The sequence below is a fragment of the Streptomyces sp. NPDC040405 genome (assembly GCF_055595765.1).
In genome coordinates this window covers 1,528,083-1,550,394 of sequence record NZ_JBVIVI010000002.1, presented here as the reverse complement: position 1 = coordinate 1,550,394, position 22,312 = coordinate 1,528,083, and the positions used below count along the sequence as shown (strand labels likewise).

The following is a 22,312-nucleotide window of genomic DNA, read 5'->3' as shown; positions in this document are numbered from 1 at the left end:
CGGCCTCTCCGGCTAGGCGACGGCCTCGTCCAGCCGGGCTGCCTGCTTGTCCTTCAGCGGGCCGATGACCGACAGCGAAGGACGCTGCCCCAGTACATCGCGGGCCACCTCGCGCACCTCGTCCGGGGTGACCGACTGGATCCGGGCGAGCATGTCGTCCACCGACATCTGGTCGGCCCAGCACAGCTCGCTCTTGCCGATGCGGTTCATCAGCGCGCCGGTGTCCTCCAGGCCGAGCACCGTGGAGCCCGAGAGCTGGCCGATGGCGCGGCGCAGCTCCTCGTCGGTGAGGCCGTCGCGGGCGACCTGGTCCAGCTCGTCGCGGCAGATCTTGAGGACGTCGTGCACCTGGCTGGGGCGGCAGCCCGCGTAGACGCCGAAGAGGCCGCAGTCGGCGAAGCCGGAGTTGTAGGAGTAGACGCTGTAGGCGAGGCCGCGCTTCTCCCGGACCTCCTGGAAGAGCCGGGAGCTCATGCCGCCGCCGAGCGCGGTGTTGAGCACGCCGAGCGCCCAGCGCCGGTCGTCGGTGCGCGGGATGCCGGGCATGCCGAGGATGACGTGCGCCTGCTCGGTCTTGCGGTTCAGCAGCTCGACCCGGCCCGCGGTACGGATCGTCCGGGAGCCGGAGCGCGGGGCGACCGGTGCCGCGTCGGCACGGGTAAGGGCGCCCGCCTGCTCGAAGGCGTCGCTCACCTGCCGGACGACCGTGTCGTGGTCGACGTTGCCCGCGGCGGCGACGACCAGGTGGGTCGGGTCGTAGTGCTTCTTGTAGAAGCGGGCGATCTGGTCGCGGCCGAGCCCGTTGACGGTGTCGACGGTGCCCAGGACCGGGCGGCCGATCGGGGTGTCGCCGAGCATGGTGTGCGAGAACAGGTCGTGGACGCAGTCGCCCGGGTCGTCCTCGGTCATCGCGATCTCTTCGAGGATGACGCCGCGCTCGGCGTCCACGTCCGCCGCGTCGATCACCGAGCCGGTCAGCATGTCGCAGACGACGTCGATGGCCAGCGGCAGATCGGTGTCGAGCACCCGCGCGTAGTAGCAGGTGTACTCCTTGGCGGTGAACGCGTTCATCTCGCCGCCGACCGCGTCGATGGCCGCGGAGATGTCGAGCGCGCTGCGCCGCCGGGTGCCCTTGAAGAGCAGGTGCTCCAGATAGTGGGTGGCACCGTTCAGCGTCGGGGTCTCGTCCCGGGAGCCCACGTGCGCCCAGATGCCGAAGGTGGCGGACCGTACGGACGGCAGGGTTTCGGTGAGGATGCGCAGGCCGCTGGGGAGCGTCGTCCTGCGGACCGTCCCGATGCCGTTCGCACCCGGGAGAAGCGTTTGGGTACGGGCGACGGCCCGCCCCTCCGAAGAGGTGCGGGCCGTCGTCGCGTCGTCGCGGGACGTCACTTGGAAGCTTCGTCCTTCGCTTCGTCGTCCTTGTCGGCGTTGTCGTCTTCACCCTCGATGACCGGGTGCAGCGAGAGCTTGCCGCGCTGGTCGATCTCGGCGATCTCGACCTGCACCTTGGAGCCCACCGCGAGCACGTCCTCGACGTTCTCCACGCGCTTGCCACCGGCGAGCTTGCGGATCTGCGAGATGTGCAGCAGCCCGTCCTTGCCCGGGAGCAGGGAGACGAAGGCGCCGAAGGTGGTGGTCTTCACGACCGTGCCCAGGTAGCGCTCGCCGACCTCGGGCATCGTCGGGTTGGCGATGCCGTTGATCGTCGCGCGGGCGGCCTCGGCGGCCGGGCCGTCGGAGGCACCGATGTAGATCGTGCCGTCGTCCTCGATGGTGATCTCGGCGCCGGTGTCCTCCTGGATCTGGTTGATCATCTTGCCCTTCGGGCCGATGACCTCACCGATCTTGTCCACCGGGATCTTGACGGTGATGATCCGCGGGGCGTTCGGGGACATCTCGTCCGGCGTGTCGATCGCTTCCATCATCACGTCGAGGATGTGGAGGCGGGCGTCGCGGGCCTGCTTGAGGGCCGCGGCCAGGACGGAGGCCGGGATGCCGTCCAGCTTGGTGTCCAGCTGGAGGGCGGTCACGAACTGCTTGGTACCGGCGACCTTGAAGTCCATGTCACCGAACGCGTCCTCCGCACCGAGGATGTCGGTGAGGGTGACGTAGTGGGTCTCGCCGTCGATCTCCTGGGAGATCAGGCCCATCGCGATGCCCGCGACCGGGGACTTCAGCGGCACACCGGCGTTCAGCAGCGACATCGTGGAGGCGCAGACCGAACCCATGGAGGTCGAGCCGTTGGAGCCGAGCGCCTCGGAGACCTGCCGGATGGCGTACGGGAACTCCTCGCGGGTCGGCAGCACCGGCAGCAGCGCCCGCTCGGCCAGCGCGCCGTGGCCGATCTCGCGGCGCTTCGGGGAGCCGACGCGGCCGGTCTCACCGGTGGAGTACGGCGGGAAGTTGTAGTTGTGCATGTAGCGACGGCGCGTCTCGGGCGAGAGCGTGTCGAGCTGCTGCTCCATGCGGAGCATGTTCAGCGTGGTGACGCCCAGGATCTGGGTCTCGCCGCGCTCGAACAGCGCCGAACCGTGCACCCGCGGGATCGCCTCGACCTCGGCGGCGAGCGTACGGATGTCCGTGACGCCGCGGCCGTCGATGCGCTTCTTCTCCTTGATGACGCGCTCGCGCACCAGGGACTTGGTCAGCGAGCGGTACGCGGCGGAGATCTCCTTCTCGCGCCCCTCGAACTGCGGCAGCAGCTTCTCGGCGGCCAGCGCCTTGACGCGGTCCAGCTCGGCCTCGCGCTCCTGCTTGCCCGCGATGGTCAGCGCCTGGGACAGCTCGTCGCGAACGGCGGCGGTCAGCGCCTCCAGCACGTCGTCCTGGTAGTCCAGGAAGATCGGGAACTCACCGGTGGGCTTGGCGGCCTTGGCGGCGAGGTCCGACTGGGCCTTGCACAGCACCTTGATGTACGGCTTGGCGGCCTCGAGGCCGGCCGCGACGATCTCCTCGGTCGGCGCCTCGGCGCCGTCCTTCACGAGCTGGATCGTCTGCTGGGTGGCCTCGGCCTCGACCATCATGATCGCGACGTCGCCGTCCTCCAGGACGCGACCGGCGACGACCATGTCGAAGACAGCGTCCTCCAGCTCGCTGTGGGTCGGGAAGGCGACCCACTGGCCCTTGATCAGGGCGACCCGGGTGCCACCGATGGGGCCGGAGAAGGGCAGGCCCGCGAGCTGGGTGGAGCAGGAGGCGGCGTTGATCGCGACCACGTCGTACAGGTGGTCGGGGTTGAGCGCCATGATCGTCTCGACGACCTGGATCTCGTTGCGCAGGCCCTTCTTGAAGGACGGGCGCAGCGGGCGGTCGATCAGACGGCAGGTGAGGATCGCGTCCTCGGACGGGCGGCCCTCACGGCGGAAGAACGAGCCGGGGATCCGCCCGGCGGCGTACATCCGCTCCTCGACGTCGACCGTCAGCGGGAAGAAGTCGAGCTGGTCCTTGGGGTTCTTCGAAGCAGTGGTGGCCGACAGCACCATGGTGTCGTCGTCCAGGTAGGCCACGGCCGAGCCGGCGGCCTGACGGGCCAGACGGCCCGTCTCGAAACGGATGGTGCGGGTGCCGAAGGTGCCGTTGTCGATGACGGCCTCGGCGTAGTGGGTCTCGTTCTCCACCAGGGAAATCTCCTCGTCTGCGTCCCCGTCCGTATGACGGTGGACGGTGGTGGAGCAGCGCCTCCGGGCTTGCTGTCCGGCGGCCGGGCCGGTCTTCGATCGAAGCCACCGGAGTTGCCAGTTCCGGGAGCCACTACCGAGGACCGGCTCCTGTGGCGCCGGTGCGCCGGGAATGAGGCGCTCCTCCTCGTGCGTTATGGCGTTGTTGGGACCAGACTACAAAGCTTCGGCCATCATCACGATGGCGGTGTGGTCTGGCGCGTACGGGACGTAGCGGACAAAGTACGCTCCGTACGTGGCTGGGCTACGCGGCACAGGGGGCCGCGTACGGCAAAGGGAGCGGCCCCCTGACGCGGGAACCGCTCCCTCCACGACGACTTACTTGGCGCCGGCCGCACCGCGACGGATGCCGAGGCGCTCGACCAGCGCACGGAAGCGCGTGATGTCCTTCTTCGCCAGGTACTGCAGCAGCCGGCGGCGCTGGCCGACCAGCAGCAGCAGACCACGGCGGGAGTGGTGGTCGTGCTTGTGGGTCTTGAGGTGCTCGGTCAGGTCGGAGATACGACGCGAAAGCAGCGCGACCTGGACCTCCGGGGAGCCGGTGTCGCCTTCCTTCGTGGCGAACTCGGTCATGATCTGCTTCTTCGTAGCGGCGTCGAGCGACACACGTACTCCTAGGTTTCTCAGTTTCAGCCGCCGAGTGCCCCTGGTCTTTGTCTCAGGGGATCTTCCGTGACTCGGAAGGCGGGGTCCGCTGGGCGCTGTCTCCAGGACCTTCGAAAGGCTCCGGGGGCGCGTACGCAAACGGCCAGCACACAGAGTACCAGTGTCCCGGGCCGGGTCCTCCAGTCCGGCATTGCGCAGCGGCTGGCGGACCGCTGGTGCGCATTGTGCCGGCGCCGCTACGCACTGGCCGCCGCGGCCTCCACGGCGGTCAGCAGCGGGCGGACGATCTTCTTGACGGGCTCCAGCACCGGATCCTCCGGGCGCCGCCGGTGCCAGTCGGTGACCGCCTGATACGCGGCGACCACCTCCAGCAGGCGGTCCTCCTCGTAAGGGGCGCCACCGAGGATCGCGCCGGTCGGCATCCCGGCCGTGAAGCCGATGGGGAAGCCGATCTCCGGAAGGCCCAGGATGTCGAACGGTACCGGGCTGGTCTGGAGCAGCACATCGCAGTGGTCGAACGGGCCGTCGAGCACCGCGCGCAGCAGGTGGTGCTTGGCCCGCTGCGCGGTGATCCACTCGTCGCCGGAGATCATCAGCCCCTGGAGCCAGCCCAGCACCGAGACGCCGAACTTCGTCAGATCCTCGCGCAGCCAGTGCCGGAACGGCTCGGTGCGCTCGCTCAGACGTGCGGCGTTGAACGCACTGCCGGTCAGCAGCGACCAGTCGGTGGGGTAACGGATCTCCACGAGGGTGACGCCGGGCAGGTCCGCCAGGGTGTCCAGCAGCGCCGAGCGCCGCGCGATGCCGTCGGTGAACCCCGGCGGCACGCCGATCCGGGTGGGCCGACGGAGCCGTACCTTCCCCTTGGCCGAGACCACGGGGGTGGCCGCGCGCACCAGATGGGGCAGGCGCGGCAGGCCCTGGGTCCGCGGATCCTCGGCGTCCGGCCCGGCCATGACGGTCAGCATGATCGCCGCGTCCATCGCGTCGCGGGCGATCGGGCCGCAGTGGTCCCGGGTGTACGAGAGCGGGATGACGCCGTTCAGGGAGACCCGGCCCATCGTGGGCTTCAGACCGGTCAGGTTCTGCCGGTTGGCCGGGTTGACGATGGAGCCGCCGGTCTGGGTGCCGATGGAGGACGACGCCATCCGCCCGGCGACCGCGCAGGCCGGTCCCGTGGACGAACCGCCGGGGTCGATGAGCGGATTGTCGGGGGTCCAGGCGTTGACGGTGGTGATCATGCCGCTGGGCGTGGTGGCACGGGTCGTGGCCAGCGGTCCCATCTGCCCCTTGCCGAGCAGGATGCCGCCCGCCGCCTTGAGGCGGGCGACGGCGGTGGCGTCGGTGACCGGAACGAAGTCCTTGAAGATGAAGGAGTTGGCGCGGGTGGGCACGCCCTTGGTGAAGTAGTTGTCCTTGACGCACAGCGGAACTCCGCCCAGCGGCGCGGGCTTTCCGTTCTTGTGCGCCTGATCTGCCGCGTAGGCCGCGAGCAGCGCCTGTTTCCCGGTCACCTCGGCGTACGCCTGGTAGGTCTTGTCGTACTTCTCTATACGGTCCAGATGCGCCTGCACGAGGTCCGCCGAGGTGAGGCGGCCGGTGCGGATCAGGACGACGGCCTCGGCGAGCGTGGCCTCCGTGGGATCGTGCCGTGCCGCCTCGCGCACCGGCAGATCGGGCACGGCGACGGCGTTCTTGGGCGCGGCGGGCGCGGCGGGCCCGGCAGGGGTACGGGCCGGGGCCGCGGGCTCGGCGGCGGCCGGTGCGGCGGACGCCGCCATGGCGCCACCGGCCCCGGCGGCGGCCGAAGCGGCGAGGAACGTACGGCGGTTGAGGTCGCGGCCCATCAGATGTCCGCCTCCCCGGTCCAGCCGGTGGTGATCGACGGGTACGCGAGCGGGGCGGCCTCCTGCTGCGCGTACGCCGCCCCCAGCGCGCCGCCCACGCCGCCCGTCGGCGGCGTCCACTCGGCCAGCGCACCGGGCGTCGTCGCGACGAACTCGCGCAGCGCCACCATGATCACGGCCCGGGTGGGCGTGCCGGTCTCGAGGTCGGCCACGTCGGGGAGCTGGTCGATGTCGACCCCGGCTATTGCCAGTCGGGCCCGTATGTACGCGTCCAGCGCGTCGCTGTCCAATGGTGTCTCCGCATGTTCGTGTTCGCGTCGGGGTGGCGGTGAATCGGGCGGTGGTGGTGGAGGAGCTTTCCTAGAACACCGGCATGGCTGTCAGCGTCCGGTTGTGCAGCAGGAAGACGCGGTTCCCGGCTGTGGCCAGATGCCAGTTGCCCTCGGTGCCGGCGGTGAACGGCCAGGCCTCCTTCCCCTGCCGGACGTCCACGACCTGTACGCCTCCCGTGTATTCCGTGTCGGCCACCGCCCACACGCTGTTCCCCGCGATCACCGGGGCTTCCAGGGAATGCTTCTGGGAAGCGAAGGGCAGGGTCCACATGTCCGAGCCGCCATCGGCCCGGCGGGCGGAGAGATCGGTGTCGTCAACGGCGTACACGATGCCTTTCCGTACGGCCGGGGCGCTCCATCCGCTTTCGCCGACGGCGGGGCGCGCCCACTTCTGTTTGCCGTCCGAGAGCGTCAGAGCGGCAAGGGCCCGCCCGCCCAGGTAGACCGTGCCTCCGACGATCACCGGCTGGAGGGGGGTGGAGCCGCGCTTGTCGGGTCCCCAGACGGTCCTGCCATTTGCCGTGTCGAGAGCCACCACCTCGCCGGAGGCGCCGTACACCACCAGGCGGCCGTCGGCAACCGCTGCCGCCGCAGGGCTGTTACCGGAAGACCGCACCGAGCCCGGAGCGGTCCACAGGGGGCGGTGCGAGTCGAGGCCGATGGCGCGCACGCGCCCCGCCCGCGTGACCAGATAGACGGCGCTGTCGTCCACGGCCAGCAGCGCCGCAGCGTCGGCGCCTTCGGCCTTCCACCGCTGAGTGCCGTCTTTCGCGCTCAGCATCCGCACCACGCCCTTGGCGTCGGCCGCGAGGACACCCTCGTCGCGGAGTGCCAACAGCCGCCCCCTCAGCCCGGTGATCGATGTCGTCCACCGCGGCTTCCCATTGGTCACGCCATAGCCGCGCAGCCGACCGTCCGTCACCTCGACGACGACCAGGTCGCGGACCGCAAGCGGAGCCGGTACCGCCGTATCGCCGGATTTCAGGGGGCCGAGGTCGACGGGGCCCCAGAGGGGTGAGGGCGCGGTGCCCTCGTCGTACTTCGCCAGCGGTTTCGCGTCCCACGGCTGCGCACCGTCCGCCGCGGCCTCGTCGTCGCCCAGCAGCCACCACGCTCCGGCCCCACCACCCGCCGCGAGCACCGCGCCGCCCGCGGCGAGGGTGGTGAGCAGCCTGCGCCGGGTGGGGCGGGGCTCCTCGTCGCCGGGCATGGTGGCCATCCGGCGGGAGTCCGCCTCGCGCCGTGCGATGTCCTCCGCGAGCGGCCCGGTACGCCAGATCCGCCCGGTGCCGCGGGGCGGGGCGAGCTGCCCGGCGAGGGCGTCGAGGGCGGGCCGGTCCGCGGCCTCCTTGGCGAGGCAGGGTGCGACCAGGGCCCGTATGTCGTCCGGCACCGCGCCGAGTTCCGGTTCGCCGTGCACCACTTGGTACTGCACGGCGGCCACATGCCCGCCCTCGTAGACCGACCGCCCGCCCGCCGCGTACGCCAGGACCACGCCGAGGGAGAACACGTCCCCCGCGGGTCCGGTCCGCCGCCCCAGGACCTGTTCGGGCGCGGCGTAGCCGGGCGTGGCGAGCGTCTGTCCGGTGGTGGTGAGGGTCAGCCCGTGCTCGGGGCGGGCGATACCGAAGTCGATGATCCTGGGGCCGCGCGAGGTCAGCACGATGTTCGACGGCTTGAGGTCGCGGTGCACAAGACCGGCCCCGTGGATCTCCCGAAGCGTCGTCACGAGCGCCGCGCCCAGCGCCCTGACGGCGGGTTCGCCGAGCGCCCCGTACCGCTCGACGGCCTGGTCGAGCGTGGGCCCCACCAGGAACTCCGTGGCCATCCACGGCCGTCCACCCTGCGTCTGCGCCCCCAGCACCCGCGCCACCCCGGCGCTCCGCACGGTCTGCGCCGCGTACGCCTCACGCAGGAAGCGCCGGGCCATCTCCGGATCGTGCGCCAGCTCGGGCCGCAGCACCTTGACGGCCGCGGTCCGGCCCGCCGCGTCCCGCCCGAGGTACACCTGCCCCATCCCGCCGGCGCCGAGCACGCCAGTGAGGCGGTACGGGCCGAGGCGGAGGGGGTCGCCGGTGCCGAGGGGGTTCATGGGGTCGGGTCTCCTGGTCGGTGGGAGCTACGAGGAACGGGGGCCATGGTGGCGGGACAGGTCATTCGAGCGGGACGGCGCATACGGATACAGCGCGCACGACGACGACCCTCCGGGCCTCGGGAATCGCCGTGATCGCCGGGGACAGGCCGCCGACGTCGCCCCAGGGGCTCGAGAAGGTCCATGCCACCCGGTGGGTCCGCAGATCGATCGCGGCGATCCACTGGCTGTCGCTGCTCGGCGAGGCATAGAAGTACCGGTCGCCCACGGCCGGAGTGGCCGAGAAGTCGTACGCCAGGGCGTCGTTCCCCTTCTCCTCCCAGAGGAGGCGACCGCTCCCTGCGTCCACGGCGACGAGACCCTTCAGCCGCTCCATCGCGTAGACCACCCCGTCCTTGACGACCGGAGGACCGTAGTGCTGCGCACCTGGTTCGTAACTCGCGCCGAACTTCCTGCCCTTGCCGAAGCTCCACGCGACCTCGCCGTCCGAAAGCCTCAGTGCGAGGAGCTCCCATGTGCCGATGAACAGATGGTCCGCCGAGAAGGAATGACGTGCCCCCGGGGAGAGCCCACCCGACTCCTTTTCGGGAATCTTCGTCGTCCATCGGGTGGTGCCGTCGCGGACATCGATCAAGGAGACGTGCTCGCCTTCCGATCGGATGAGCGAGGAGCCCGCGGGGGTGACGGTGATCTCTACGTCGCCCGGCTCGGTCATCGGACGGCGCCACAGCTCCTTGCCGGTCCGGGAATGGACGGCGATGCGCTGCCAGCCGTCACGTGTCTCGCCTTCCAGGACCAACGTACGGCCGACCGCCGCCCGGAGTTTTATGTTCGTCGAGAAGCGGCGAACCTCGGCGATCGGGGTCCCGAAAGCCCCCGTGGTGAGGTTGACGGGGACGATCCGGAACTTTTCGTAATCGGCGTTGTCCAGGGCGAACAGCCCTCGGCCATCGGACACGACGGCGCTGGTGACCTGCTCGTTCACACCACGTCGTTTGCCCGTCCTCGCGTCCAGGCAGTACAGCCCATCTGCGGAGACCATGGCGACGACGTCTCCCACCGTGCACATATCGGCTTCCTGGCCGAAATCGCCCACGGACGCCTTCCACGACATGCGGGACGCTCCTCCCGAGGAGCGCCGTGCCGCACCTGCCCGGTCGTTGCCTCGCCCGGATGCCCGGTCGTCGCGAAGCCAGTACGCGGCACCGGCCGCGCCACCGGCGGCCAGCACGGCTCCGGCGGCGAGGAGCTTGCGCCGCCCGATCCGCGGTCGCCGCGGTTCGGCTGCCGAGGTCGTGAGGTCGGCATCCGGTGCGGGCAGCCGGGGAGGCGGTGCCTCCCACACCGCCGCCGCACGGCGCGCGATCTCCGCGAGCACGGCGTCCGGAAGGTGCTCCGCGAAATCCCCTCCCCCGTCATGGAGCAGCGTCCTGAACTCCGTCGTATCCGGGCGCTGCTCCGGGTCCTTGGCCAGACCTCGGGCCAGCACCGGGCGCAGTCCGTCCGGCACACCGGACAGGTCGGGCTCCGCGTACCGGACCCGGTAGAGCAGATCGGCAGGCTGTCCGCTGCCGAAGGGCGGGCTGCCGCTCACCGTGAAGGCGAGCACGGCGGACAGCGCGAACACATCGCCCGCCGCCGTGTGTTCGCCGCCGATCGCCTGCTCCGGTGACATGTAGGCGGGCGTTCCGGCCGTCGCACCCGTGCGGGTCAGCCGGTCGTCCCCGGCTGCCCGGGCGATACCGAAGTCGATGACCTTGGGACCGAGGGCAGTCAGCAGGATGTTGGAGGGCTTGAGGTCGCGGTGCACGACGCCGGAGCGGTGAAGCTGGGCGAGTGCGTCGCACAGCGCCGCGCCCAGGACACGTGCGGCGGACTCGGGCAGCACACCGCAGAACACCACCGCCTCGTCGAGTGGCGGGCCGAGGACATATTCGGTCGCCAGCCACGGCGTCGGGGCGAGCGAGTCGGCATCGACGACTTCGGCGCCGTACTGCCCGCCGATGATCCGGGCGGCGTCGGTTTCCAGACGGAAGCGGGTGCGGAACTCGGTCCGAGCGGCGAAGTGCTCGTGCACGGTTTTCAGCGCCACCGTGCGGCCCTTGGCCGAACGCCCGAGATAGACCGTGCCCATCCCTCCACTGCCGAGCCGGGCGATGAGGGTGTACGGGCCGATGGCCTGCGGGTCGTCGTGTGCGAGAGGGGAGACCATCGGTATCAGTCCACCGGAAGCGCGTAGAGGACACGGTCACTCAGGACGAACGCCATGCCGGGTGCCGTGCCCACGACGCGGCTGGAAAGGCCAGTCTCCTGCCCTGTGTCAGAAAGGGCGAACCTCCACCGCAGCGCACCGTTCGACGCGTCCAACGCCTCGATCTCGGCTTCAGTCGACTGGAACACGGTGGTGCCCGCATGGCTCACCGCGGTCTCACCCAAGGTCCGGGAGGAGTTGAGAGGCACCGGGCTTCGGCGCCGCCATCGTGGCTTTCCGCTGCGTACGTCCACGGCGTGGGTGATGGCGTCCCAATCGGTGAAGTAGACCGAATGCCCGTGCACCACCGGTGTTGCATCGGGCGGCGTTCCTCCGGTCCTGGCCCGCCAGCGCTCTTTGCCGCTGACGATGTCGTGGGCCCTCATGCCGTCGTCGTCGCAGGTGATCAGCAGATTCCCAGGGGTCACCAGACGCGACTCGGGCGAATAGTCTTCCCCACGGTACGTCCGGGTCCACAGCTTCCGGCCGTTGCGGCGGTCCAGTGCCAGATAGGCCACGGGCCCGTCCTGCAAGATCTCACGACTCCTGGGAATGAGGATCATGCTCTTGAGCAGGAACGCGACGGTGTCACTATCGTCGCCTCGGAACGCTTCGGGCAGCGGAGTACGCCATCTCTCCTTGCGCTTCTTGAGGTCATAGGCGACCACCGCGTATTCGTCGGCTGCCGACCCTTCCTCGGAGTTCCCCTTGATCAGGCACCACAGCGTGTTCTGGTCGGCCGCGAGATACGCGAAGACCGAAGGGGCTTCCACACCGTTGTACCGCCTCTCCGCCCACTTGATCCGGCCTGTGCTCAGCGAGACCGCGGAGAAGGAGGAGGTGTCCGGAGACATGAACGTTCCATTGCCGAGCAGCAGGATGGTGGACAGGGGATCAGGATAGAGATCGTTGCGCGACCAGAGCACTCTGCCGGTCCGCAGCGTCAGAGCGGTCACGGATTGGGCCGTGTTGACGAGCGCGAGCCTTCCCTGCCAGAGCAGCGGGTCTTCTTGCAGTTCACTGCCGAAGTCATGCCGCCACAACGGAGCGGGCGCGATTCCTCGGAGATTCGTGGCGCGGGGTCCCGTCTCCTCCCCCACCGCCCGCCAACCGGCGACCGCGCCCGCCCCGAGGCCGAGTCCGGCCACACCGGAGAGGGCACCGACCATCACGGCGCGCCGGGAGGGACCCGGCCGCGCCGCCGTGCGCGGATCGGCCGCGGTCTCGGCGTCGTCACTCGGGGGTTCCGCGGGATACGCCGCTTCCAGCTCGCCGAGGGCTGCCACAACGGAGGGCGGCAGTCCGCCCGAGGCGCCCGCGGACCAGGACGCACGCAGTTCGCGGGCCACGGTGATCGGCTGCGGCCGCGCTTCGGGATCAGCCGAGAGGCAGGCGTCGACGAGGCGGCCCATCCCCTCCGGCAGTGCCGCACGCGACTCGTACGAGAGGTCCGCGCGTCCCGTCGCCGCGTAACTGAGCACGGCGCCCAGCGCGTAGACGTCTCCGGCCGGGCGGGGGCGGCCACCCGCCCGCTGCTCCGGCGGCAGGGTGAAGGGGTCGATCCCGGGAGGGTGGGCGCGCTCCGAGCCGTCCAACGCCGCCGCTCGCACCAGTCCGTAGCCGGTCAGCCGAGGACCGTCCGCCATGAGGAGGGTGGTCGCGGGCGAGATGCCCGCGTGCACCAGCCCGCTCGCATGCCAACCGGCGAGGGCCTGGGCGAGGACCGTGCCCAGCGCACGCACGGTGTGCTCGGGCAACGGCCCCTCGGAGGCGGCGAGCGCCTCTTCGAGCGACAGAGCGGGGAAGCAGTCGTAGGCGACCCACGGGAGGTCCTCATGAGCCGGGGCGATATCGATGACCTGGGCCGCCCAGAAGCCGGTGAGCCGACGGGAGTTCTCGGCCTCCGCGCGAAACCGCACCCGGTATCCCGGGTCCTCGGCGAGCTCTTCGGCGGGCAGCATCAACACGGCCATGCGGCCCGTGCGATCGTCCCGGGCGATACGGCGACGCGCACCGTCGAAGCGGTCGTGGGCATCGGCCGCGCCGACGATACGGAACGGGCCGAGCCGCGCCGTTTCGGCCGCCTGCACACTCATTCACTCCTCCAGGACGTCCGCGGCTCAACGCAGCGGCAGGGCATAGACGCTCTTTCCACTGATGGCGACGGCCAGTTCGTCTGTGAGGGCGACTCTGCGACGCGCCACGATCCCCTTGGCTCCCGCGGCGCCGCTGTCCGTGAAGCGCCAGCGCAGGGTGCCGTCGTCGGCGTCGATGGCATCGACTTCCACGTCATTGCTCATCAGCACCGTGTGCCCGGAAGGACTCACCGTCGTATCGGGCGTGCGCGCTCCGGAAACCGCCTTCGTGACAAAGCCGTAGACGCGCTGCCACCGCACCGCGCCGGTCCTTGCCGAGAGCGCGTGGACCGCGTAGGCGCCATCGGTGGCGTACACCGTGTCCCCGTGGACGACCGGTGGGCCGAAGTCGGCGAGATGCTTGTAGGAGACCTCGCCCTTCGCCGGTACGGTCCACGAGGGCCCGCCACCACGTGCCACGTCGTAGCCGCACAGGTCGGAGCTGATCGAGGCGATGAGTGTGTCGCCGCTGTCGGTGGCCACCGGCCGTCCGACCGTCACGCCCTTGTAGGAGCGCGTCCAGTGTCGCGCCCCATGGGTGCGGTCGAACGCCATGAACTCCTTGCCCCGTACCACGAGGACGTCCTTCATCAGGTATCCCTGATCGAAGCCGCCGGGCAGCGGGCTGGTCCACAGTTCCTTGCCCCGGGTGAGGTCGTAGGCGATCAGGACCCGGCTGTCGGCCCCGTCCCTCTCCTGGCGTTCGGCGGCGATCCAGACGATGCCGCCTTCCGCCGCGAGCAGGGCGGCGTACGGGGTCCGGCCGCCGGAGCGGAGTTCCTCCGGCTCCCACTCGATGTCTCCGGTACGAGGATCGAGAGCGGCGATCCGGGTGCCCGGGATGAGCACCAGGTTCTTCCCGACTGCCCGGAGCCGCCCCCGTGCGCGGACGTCGTCCCTGGTCCACAGCCGCTTTCCGGTGCGCAGGTCCAGCCCGGTGACGCCCTCGCCGGTCGCGATGACAGTGGTCTGGTCCGCGCAGATGGGCGGGGCATACGCAAGCGGTGTGCCGTCGGCGTCGAATCGCCACAGCGGGGTCGGCGGGGCACCCGTGAGCCGACGGCGGGAGCGGTGCGCCGCCGCCAGGCGCTCGGCCGGAGTGGGCGGTGCGGGGGTGTCCCCGGCCGTCGCCACCCCCGCCACGGTCGCTCCCGCGGCGATGCCCGCCGTGCCACCGGCAGCCCCGATGAGCAGGGAACGCCGGGAGGGGCGGGCGGTGCCCCGCGCCCCGGTGCCTTTGGCGGTGTCCGAGCGGCCGGGCACCCGGGTCGGCGGATGCGGGATGCCGACCGTGCCGCGCCGACCGGCGGTCGTCTGCTCGGGCATGGACGTGTGGCCGGTCCCGGCCGCTGCCGCCCCTTCCTCCGAAGGCGCCGTCTCCGCCGCTTCGTTCTCCGTCGCCATCGCTTCGGTCTCCGCGGCCAGCACCGCCGAGGACTGCTCCGCCAGCGCGACGACCAGCCGCGCCGGGAGCCAGCCCGGCACCAGCGCGCTCACGGCCCGGCTCACGCCGCCGTCCAGCGCGGTCGCCCCCGGGCCGCCGCCCTGCGCGGGCGGACCGGCCGCCGCGCCGTCCACGAACGTGGGCATCGCTCCCGCGGGCGCCTGCGCTGCTGCTGACGGGGGCGCGGCGGCCGGGGCGCGGACGCCGCGCATCAGTTCGTCCAGCAGTCCCTGCGCCGTCGGCCGGTCGGCCGGGTCGGGGGCGAGGCATGACCTCAGCGTGTCCCGCAGCTCCTCCGGCAGCGCGTCCGCCTCGGGCCCCAACTGCCCCGTCGCCGCGTACGCCAGCACCGCGCCGAGCCCGAACACGTCCCCCAGGGGGCGCGGCCGCCCGCCCGCGAGCTGCTCCGGGGGCAACGCGTCCGCGGGAAGCCCCGGTACATCGCTCCGGTCGCCGCCTTCCGGAACCGCGGCCCGTACCGCGCCGAACCCGGACAGCCGGGGGCCGTCGTCCGAGATGAACACCGTGCCCGGCGCGATCCCCGCATGCGCGGCGCCCGTCTCGTGAATTCCGGCCAGGGTCTCGGCGAGTGCCGCGCCCAGCGCGCGCACGGTGCGGACCGGGAGCGGGCCTCCGCACGCCTCCAGCGCGGCGGGCAGGGGCAGCATCGGGCGGTACGGGGACACGCTCCACGGGGGTTCGCCGGCCGTGTCCGAGACCTCCGACACCGGGGCGAGCCAGCGGAACGGCCGGGCGCGGCCGAGCAGGCGCGCACTCTCCGACTCGGCCAGGAAGCGGGCCCGATGGGCGGCGTCGTCCACACGTTCCGCGAGTGGTGTGGTGACCACGACGGTGCGGGCCCCGTCCACGCCGCGCGCGATGAACTGGCGGGCGGCCGCGGTGATCCCGCCCGCTCCGGGAGCCAGTCTCGCGATCACATGGTACGGCCCGAGCCGCCGCGGATCGTCCTGGCTCAGCGGTTCCACTTGCGCCCCCCGTGGCAGCCGCGGGTACGACGCCGCCCGTCAGCCACTGGTCAGCCCGCGCACCGTGCTGTAGATGTCCAGCGCGGCCAGGCACAGGGGAACGAGGGAGAGCAGGAAGGCGCTCTCGGCGAGGTCGGAGAGGCGGCCCCAGAAGGGCGAAACTCCCACCCTGGGGATGATCAGCGCGATGGCCAGCAGCAGTCCGGCGCCCGCCGTGACGGCTGCGGCCAGCCAGATGGTGCGGATGTCGAGCGGACCGCGGTCGTTCTCGGTCACGAGCTTGAGCACCGCGTCGGCCGGCGGGTTCAGGGACAGCCCCAGCACGAGCAGGGCGAGAGAGACCAGGCCCGCGCCGAGGACGGCGGCGACCTGGGTGGTGTAGCGGAAGAGGCGGGCGCGCAGCAGCATCGCGAGGCCGGACGCGAGCCCCAGCAGCTGCCCCCACATGTTGTCGGAGAATCCCAGGACAGCGGCGGAACCGACGACGACGGCCGAGCAGCCGCCGACCAGGCCGAGCAGCATCTCGTGGCCGCGGCGGGCCTGGGCGGCGACGCGCTCGGCATCGAGGGGTTCCGCGGCGTGGGCGGTGTTCGGGTCCAGGCTCTCGTCGGTCGCCGAGTGGGGTGCGGCGTATCCGATGGGCAGACGGGCGACGCGTGCCGACAGACCCGGCAGGAAGGCGATGGCTCCGATCGCGACGACGGCGCAGACGGCCGCCGTCCCGGTGGGCCCGGCTTCGGTGAGGATCGCGCAGAACGTGGCGACGGTGCCGACGCTGGAGGCGAAGACGGCCGCGACGAACGGTGCGTCACCGCCCGGCATGGCGACGACGAGGGCGACGGACCCGACGAGCACGGCTACGCAGCCGAGCAGGAACTGCAGACGGCCGACCCCCGCGTTCGGTTCGAGGGCCAGGAGGCCCGATCCCGCGATCATGAGGTGGGGCAGCGCCCCCAGCCCGAGCGCGATGGCGGACGCGCGGTCCTCGTACACCCGGGCCCGTACACCGGCGAGCGCGGTCAGCAGAACGCCGACGGCCGCGGCGATGATGCCCGGCAGGCCGTGCATGTCGTGCTTGACGGGGTCGGCGAACCAGAGCACGAAGCCCATGAGGATGATCAGCAGGGAGCCGCCGAAGAGACCGGACACTCGCAGGAGCTGGTCGTTCCACAGGGTCCGGTCGCGAGTGACGGCGGAGGCGATCGCGTCCGAGACGTCGTCGTATACGGCGGGCGGCAGCGACTCCGCGAAGGGACGCAAGGACAGCAGCTCGCCGTCGAGAACCTGCTGGGCCGTCAAGGAGCGGGAACTGTCCAGGACCGTACCGTCGCGGCGCACGAGGTGGTATCCGGTGGGGGCGCCCGCGGGCTGGGTCTGACCGGTCAGCCGCAGGATCTCCGGATATACGTCGGCGACGGCGACGTCCTCGGGGAGGGCGACATCGATCCGGCTGTCGGGAGCGACAACCGTGACTCTGCAGAAGCCGGTCGTAGCGGACGTACTCACTTTCAGGTCCCCCTCGTTCAGTCTTCCGCCTCGCTCGTACATGCGCGCGGCGGCCACCCTACCCGGGCCGTGCTGCCCATACGTCGATAGGATCGCCCCTCGCGGAGGGAGGCCGTCGCCACGGGGGTGTCGGACGAGAACTGTCCCGCCGCGCGGAGGGATGAGGGATCCGGTGAGCCAGGTCGTCGTCAAGCGCCAGCCGCGGGCTCTGCCGCCCGAGGTGCCGACCGAGGAACTCCGCCTCGAACCACCCCCCGAGCTGCCGCGCGGGCAGCAAGAGGGCATCTTGATGCAGCTGTTGCCGACGCTCGGCATGGGCTCGTCGATGGTCTACTTCTTCATGCCGGGCGCTCAGCCCATGATGAAGATCATGGGCGTGATGATGATGTTCTCCACGCTCGGCATGACCATCGCGATGATCATGCGGCACCGGCGGGGTTCCCAGGGGCAGATGGCGGACATGCGCCGCGACTACCTCAAGTACCTCGCGCAGACCCGCAGGACCGTGCGGAAGACGGCGCGGCGGCAGCGTGACGCGCAGTACTACCTGCACCCCGCCCCCGAACAGCTCTGGGCGGTCGTCGCCGAGGGCAGCCGGGTGTGGGAACGGCGCTTGACCGACAAGGACTTCGGCCAGGTACGCATCGGACTCGGACCACAGCAGCTCGCCACACCCCTGGTCGCCCCCGACACCGCCACGGTCGACGACCTGGAACCGCTGACGGCGGGCGCGATGCAGAAGTTCCTCGCGACGCAGGGGTCGCTGGACGGCATGCCCATGGCCGTCTCGCTGCGCGCCTTCTACCACATGACGGTGTCCGGAACGCCGGAGTACGTCCACGGGGCGACACGGGCGTTCATCGCGCAGCTGGCCACGCTGCATTCGCCGGAGGACCTGGTCATCGCCGTGGTGGCCGCCCGCGGGGCGGCGGAACAGTGGGAGTGGACGAAGTGGCTCCCGCATGCGCAGGTGATGGGCGCGGTCGACGGGGCGGGCTCACGGCGCCTGTTCAGCGACTCGCTGGCCGAGCTGGAAGAGCTGCTCCGGGGCCGTCTGGACGGACGCAGCCGGTTCAGCCGGGACGCCCAGCCGGCCCTCGACCAGCCGCAGCTCGTGGTCGTACTGGACGGTGGGATCGTGCCGCCGGACTCGACGTTCGCAACGCCCGAAGGCTTGCAGGGTGTGACGATCATCGAGGTGGTGGCGGGCGAGCTCGACGAGCCGCGCGGCGGTCTGTCGGTCGTCGTACGCCCGGGCAAGCTGCAACTGCTGTCGCAGGTCGCGGCGTACGACGGCACCCCTGACGTGTTGTCCTCGGAGGCCGCGGAGGCGCTGGCGCGCCAGCTCGCGCCGCTGCGCATGGGCGGGGGTGACGACGACGAGCCGCTGCTCGCCAACCTCGACTTCACCGATCTGCTGGGGCTGGGGGACGCGGGCTCCGTGGACGTGTCCCGCACCTGGCGGCCGCGCTCGCTGGCCGAACGGCTGCGGGTGCCGATCGGCATCACGGAGGACGGCTCACCGGTCATGCTGGACCTCAAGGAGGCCGCCCAGGAGGGTATGGGCCCGCATGGCCTGTGCGTCGGCGCGACGGGATCCGGAAAGTCCGAACTGCTGCGGACCCTCGTGCTGGGTCTCGCGGTGACCCACTCGTCGGAGACCCTGAACTTCGTTCTGGCGGACTTCAAGGGCGGCGCGACCTTCGCCGGGATGTCCGAACTCCCCCATGTGGCAGCGGTCATCACCAACCTCGCGGACGACCTGACACTGGTCGACCGTATGCGCGACTCGATCAGCGGCGAGCTTCAGCGGCGTCAGGAGTTGCTGCGGTCGGCGGGCAACTACGCGAACGTGCATGACTACGAGAAGGCACGCGCCGCCGGTGCCCCACTGGAGCCGCTGTCGTCACTCGTCCTGGTGATCGACGAGTTCAGCGAGCTGTTGACGGCGAAGCCGGACTTCATCGACATGTTCATCCAGATCGGCCGCATCGGCCGATCGCTGGGCGTCCACCTGCTCCTGGCCTCGCAGCGGCTGGAGGAGGGACGGCTGCGCGGTCTGGAGACGTACCTCTCCTACCGCATCGGTCTGCGTACCTTCTCCGCCTCGGAGTCGCGTACGGCCTTGGGCGTACCGGACGCCTACCACCTGCCGTCCGTGCCCGGCTCCGGTTACCTGAAGTTCGGAACGGACGAGATGACCCGCTTCAAGGCGGCGTACGTCTCGGGCACCTACCGCACCCGTACCCGCACCGAACTGGACGGCACATCGCTGCCGGTCGAACGGCGGCCGGTGCTCTTCACCGCGAGCGCGGTCCCCGTGACGTACACGACGCCCGACCCCGCGGCGCTGATCACCCCGGCCCAGCAGGAAGACGACGCGCTGGCCGAAACGGTCCTGGACGTGATCGTCGGCCGCCTGGAAGGCCAGGGACAGCCGGCCCACCAGGTCTGGCTGCCGCCCCTGGACAAGGCCCCGGCCCTGGACGAACTGCTGCCGCCCCTCGCCACGACCCCGGAGCGTGGTCTGCAGTCGGCGGACTACGCCCGGCCCGGCGGGCTGGTCGTCCCCATCGGCCTCATCGACAAGCCGGTCGAGCAGCGCCGCGACATCCTCTACCGCGACTTCTCGGGAGCCGCCGGCCACATGCTGGTGGTGGGCGGTCCGCAGTCCGGCAAGTCGACCCTGATGCGCACCCTGGTCTCGGCCTTCGCCCTCACCCACACCCCGGCCGAGGTGCAGTTCTACGGGCTCGACTTCGGTGGCGGCGGCCTGAGCACCATCGCCGACCTGCCGCATGTGGGCGGAGTCGCCTCGCGCCTGGATCCGGAGAAGGTCCGGCGCACCGTCGCCGAGGTCGCCGGTGTCCTGGCACGCCGCGAGGAGTACTTCCGCGCCCAGAACATCGACTCCATGAGCACCTACCGGCGGCAGCGGGCGGCCGGGCAGCACGCCGACCAGGGGTGGGGCGACGTCTTCCTCGTCATCGACGGCTGGGCCAACTTCAAGGCCGAGTACGAGATGCTCGAAGGCATCGTCAGCGACATCGCCGGCCGCGGCCTGGGCTACGGCGTGCACATCGTCATCACCGCCTCCCGCAACATGGAAGTCCGCGCGTCGCTCAAGGACCAGCTCCTCAACCGTCTGGAACTGCGCCTCGGCGACACGATGGACTCGGAGTTCGACCGCAAGGTCGCCGCGAACGTCCCGGCCGGCGTTCCGGGCCGCGGCCAGATGCCCGAGAAGCTGCACTTCATGGGAGCCCAGCCGCGCATCGACACCGGCCATGACGCCGATGGCATGACGGACGCGACCACGGAGATGGTCCGCGCCGTGGGCGGCGCCTGGTCCGGCCCGCCCGCTCCCCGTGTCCGCCTGCTGCCGCGCAAGCTCCGCGCCGACGAACTCCCGAAAGGCTTCGAATACCCGCAGCACGGCATCGCGATCGGTATCGACGAGAACAACCTCGAGCCGGTCTTCGTCGACTTCGAAACCGACCCCTTCTTCGTCATCTTCGGTGAGAGCGAATCGGGCAAGACGTCCCTCATCCGCCTCATCGCCAAGCAGATCACCGAACGGTACGGTCCGGACGAAGCCAAGATCGTGGTCGGCGACTACCGCCGCTCCCTCCTCGGCGTCATCCCCGACAGCCACCTTCTGGAATACGCGCCGATCGCCTCGGCACTGGAACTCCACGCCGGCGCGCTGAACAGCCTCATGGAACGGCGCGCCCCGAAGCCCGACATCACCCCTCAGCAGCTGCGGGACCGCAGCTGGTGGAGCGGCCCCCAGTTCTTCGTCATCGTGGACGACTACGAACTCGTCTCCACGAGCAGCGGAAACCCCTTGGCCGTCCTCACCGAGAACCTCCCCTTCGCCCGCGATGTCGGCATGCGCTTCATCATCGCCCGCAGCTCGGCCGGCGCCTCACGCTCGATGTTCGAGTCCTTCATGCAGCGCGTGAAGGAGCTCGGCGCACAGGGAATGGTGCTGTCCGGAGACCCCGGTGAAGGCGACGTCCTCGGCGGCGTCCGCCCGCGCCCCATGCCCCCCGGCCGCGGCTACTTCGTCTCCCGCAAGAGGGGAATTCCGCTCACCCAGGTGGGCTGGCTGCCCGAGCAGTAACAGAACTGGTCCCGGAGACACCACGGTGAAAATCTCTGTACAGCGTCGGCTCAGCATCGGGTCGGCAATCGCCGTGTGCCTGCTGGCTACCGCCGGTGGAACTTTCTACTTCACCGGCGGGTACGCAAAGTGGCACGACGGCAGGTCCCTGGACAAGGCCTGCGGAGGTATCGTTCCGAAGGACGAAGTCCGCACGGCACTGGGCACCAACCACGTCCGCGCCGAGTCGGATACCACGCGGTATTTCCCGAGCGGCGACGAAGGGCGCATCACGAACTGCTATGTGGAAGACCCGGACAGCGGCAAGACCATCACGGTGGACCTGCACTGGGCTTCGCAGGCGGAGCGGATAGCCTCGGCCATCAAGCACGAGTTCCTCACCACGGTCGGCGGTGCCGCCGTCCCCATGGGGCGAGGGTGGCCGGGCACCGTGGTGTCGGATGAAGGTTTGTACGGCGGCATGGAACTGGGATGCCGCAACAAGAAGGGCGAGAGTCTGCTCGTCAGCACCTTCTCCTTCGATGACCTCCTCGACCCCGAGAACCCGGGCGAAGGCCGTGCGGTCTTCGCCCGGGTGACGAGCGGCATAGCGAAGAGCGCGGCTGAGAAGTTCAATTGCGACGCGCCCTCGGGCGATGCCATCAAGGAAATCGCCCCCAACCCGCTGCGGAACCCGACGCCGATCGCCCAGGCGGAGGGAACCTGTTCCGCGGTGGCCAAGCTGGACCTCAAGCGCCGCGACCTGGAGTCGGTTACGGAAGCCCCCGCGGACCCGACGTCCCCAGCGGAGGACTGCTACCTGAGAAACGCCGAAGGCGAGCCGGTGTACAGGCTGACCGCCCTCTACGGGAGCTTCGCCAAGGGGGTGCGCTACAAATCATCGAGCTTCGAGCTCCACGATTCCCTCGGCGCTGGTGAGGACTCGGACGCCGACGCGAAAACCCACCGCGCCTACGGGAATGCCCGCTGCCCGGAGGGCCTGGGTACGGGTCTCTACACCCTGTCGGGACTCTCCTGGAGCACGCAGGCCGAACCTTCCCTCAAGGAGCCCGACCCCGCGTTCGAGCGGGCCGCGCTGAAGGCGTTCGCTCAGCAGTCCGCCAAGCTCCACGGCTGCAGCGGACTCCAGACGCCGTAAGGGAGCGCAGGGGCAGGCGGCCAACTGAGAAAATGGGGGTGGGGAACCGCCCCGCGGTTGCCCCCCCCCCCCCCAACAAGATCAAAAGGTGGTGTTTTCTAAACTCTTGGTTGAATTTCTTTTCCTAAAGTGGTCAGTCCCCTTCCCTTTTTTGGATGACTTTCCTGCG

12 protein-coding genes are annotated in these 22,312 nt (G+C 70.5%); 2 read left to right on the top strand and 10 right to left on the bottom strand.

Translation table 11 applies throughout. The annotated features are described in order from the left end of the window. Window positions 1–12: 12 nt before the first annotated feature. The 10 genes from ACZ59A_RS14165 to eccD form a co-directional block, all read right to left on the bottom strand. The gene (locus ACZ59A_RS14165) at window positions 13–1,392 is read right to left on the bottom strand and encodes a M16 family metallopeptidase (protein ID WP_470957777.1); all 1,380 of its coding nucleotides are present in this window, start codon (window positions 1,390–1,392) and stop codon (window positions 13–15) included. Continuing rightward, on the bottom strand, window positions 1,389–3,620 hold the full coding sequence (locus tag ACZ59A_RS14160; protein ID WP_470957774.1) for a polyribonucleotide nucleotidyltransferase: 2,232 nt from the start codon (window positions 3,618–3,620) through the stop codon (window positions 1,389–1,391). Before ACZ59A_RS14160 ends, ACZ59A_RS14165 begins: the two co-directional genes overlap by 4 nt. 378 nt (window positions 3,621–3,998) lie before the next feature. Continuing rightward, window positions 3,999–4,286, bottom strand: a complete 288-nt coding sequence (gene rpsO / locus ACZ59A_RS14155; RefSeq protein WP_009714645.1) for a 30S ribosomal protein S15 — start codon at window positions 4,284–4,286, stop codon at window positions 3,999–4,001. A 236-nt stretch (window positions 4,287–4,522) separates the two neighbouring features. Beyond that, window positions 4,523–6,133, bottom strand: a complete 1,611-nt coding sequence (locus tag ACZ59A_RS14150; protein ID WP_470957770.1) for an amidase — start codon at window positions 6,131–6,133, stop codon at window positions 4,523–4,525. After that, on the bottom strand, window positions 6,133–6,423 hold the full coding sequence (locus tag ACZ59A_RS14145; RefSeq protein ID WP_470957767.1) for a hypothetical protein: 291 nt from the start codon (window positions 6,421–6,423) through the stop codon (window positions 6,133–6,135). Before ACZ59A_RS14145 ends, ACZ59A_RS14150 begins: the two co-directional genes overlap by 1 nt. Before the next feature lie 70 nt (window positions 6,424–6,493). Continuing rightward, window positions 6,494–8,557 carry a protein kinase domain-containing protein gene (locus ACZ59A_RS14140; protein WP_470957765.1) on the bottom strand — a complete coding sequence of 688 codons (2,064 nt, stop codon included), beginning with the start codon at window positions 8,555–8,557 and terminating at the stop codon, window positions 6,494–6,496. A 61-nt stretch (window positions 8,558–8,618) separates the two neighbouring features. Then, window positions 8,619–10,769: a protein kinase domain-containing protein gene (locus ACZ59A_RS14135; RefSeq protein WP_470957762.1), complete on the bottom strand. Its 2,151-nt coding sequence runs from the start codon at window positions 10,767–10,769 to the stop codon at window positions 8,619–8,621. A gap of 5 nt (window positions 10,770–10,774) precedes the next feature. After that, window positions 10,775–12,904, bottom strand: coding sequence for an outer membrane protein assembly factor BamB family protein (locus ACZ59A_RS14130; RefSeq protein WP_470957759.1), 2,130 nt, complete (start codon window positions 12,902–12,904; stop codon window positions 10,775–10,777). A 24-nt stretch (window positions 12,905–12,928) separates the two neighbouring features. Then, window positions 12,929–15,373, bottom strand: coding sequence for an outer membrane protein assembly factor BamB family protein (locus tag ACZ59A_RS14125; protein ID WP_470957757.1), 2,445 nt, complete (start codon window positions 15,371–15,373; stop codon window positions 12,929–12,931). 39 nt (window positions 15,374–15,412) lie between these two features. Further along, on the bottom strand, window positions 15,413–16,921 hold the full coding sequence (eccD, locus tag ACZ59A_RS14120) for a type VII secretion integral membrane protein EccD (protein WP_470957754.1): 1,509 nt from the start codon (window positions 16,919–16,921) through the stop codon (window positions 15,413–15,415). A 130-nt stretch (window positions 16,922–17,051) separates the two neighbouring features. Between eccD and eccCa the strand changes: the two genes are divergently transcribed. Both eccCa and ACZ59A_RS14110 read left to right on the top strand, forming a co-directional pair. Next, the gene (gene eccCa / locus ACZ59A_RS14115) at window positions 17,052–21,005 is read left to right on the top strand and encodes a type VII secretion protein EccCa (protein ID WP_470957751.1); all 3,954 of its coding nucleotides are present in this window, start codon (window positions 17,052–17,054) and stop codon (window positions 21,003–21,005) included. Window positions 21,006–21,030: 25 nt separating this feature from the next. Then, on the top strand, window positions 21,031–22,143 hold the full coding sequence (locus ACZ59A_RS14110) for a hypothetical protein (RefSeq protein ID WP_470957748.1): 1,113 nt from the start codon (window positions 21,031–21,033) through the stop codon (window positions 22,141–22,143). The last annotated feature ends 169 nt before the right edge of the window (window positions 22,144–22,312 follow it).

Coding starts and splice junctions, on each gene's coding strand:
- ACZ59A_RS14150 (WP_470957770.1), bottom strand. CDS start 6,133: ATGGGCCGCGACCTCAACCGCCGTACGTTCCTCGCCGCTTCGGCCGCC.
- ACZ59A_RS14140 (WP_470957765.1), bottom strand. CDS start 8,557: ATGAACCCCCTCGGCACCGGCGACCCCCTCCGCCTCGGCCCGTACCGC.
- ACZ59A_RS14135 (WP_470957762.1), bottom strand. CDS start 10,769: ATGGTCTCCCCTCTCGCACACGACGACCCGCAGGCCATCGGCCCGTAC.
- ACZ59A_RS14130 (WP_470957759.1), bottom strand. CDS start 12,904: ATGAGTGTGCAGGCGGCCGAAACGGCGCGGCTCGGCCCGTTCCGTATC.
- eccD (WP_470957754.1), bottom strand. CDS start 16,921: ATGTACGAGCGAGGCGGAAGACTGAACGAGGGGGACCTGAAAGTGAGT.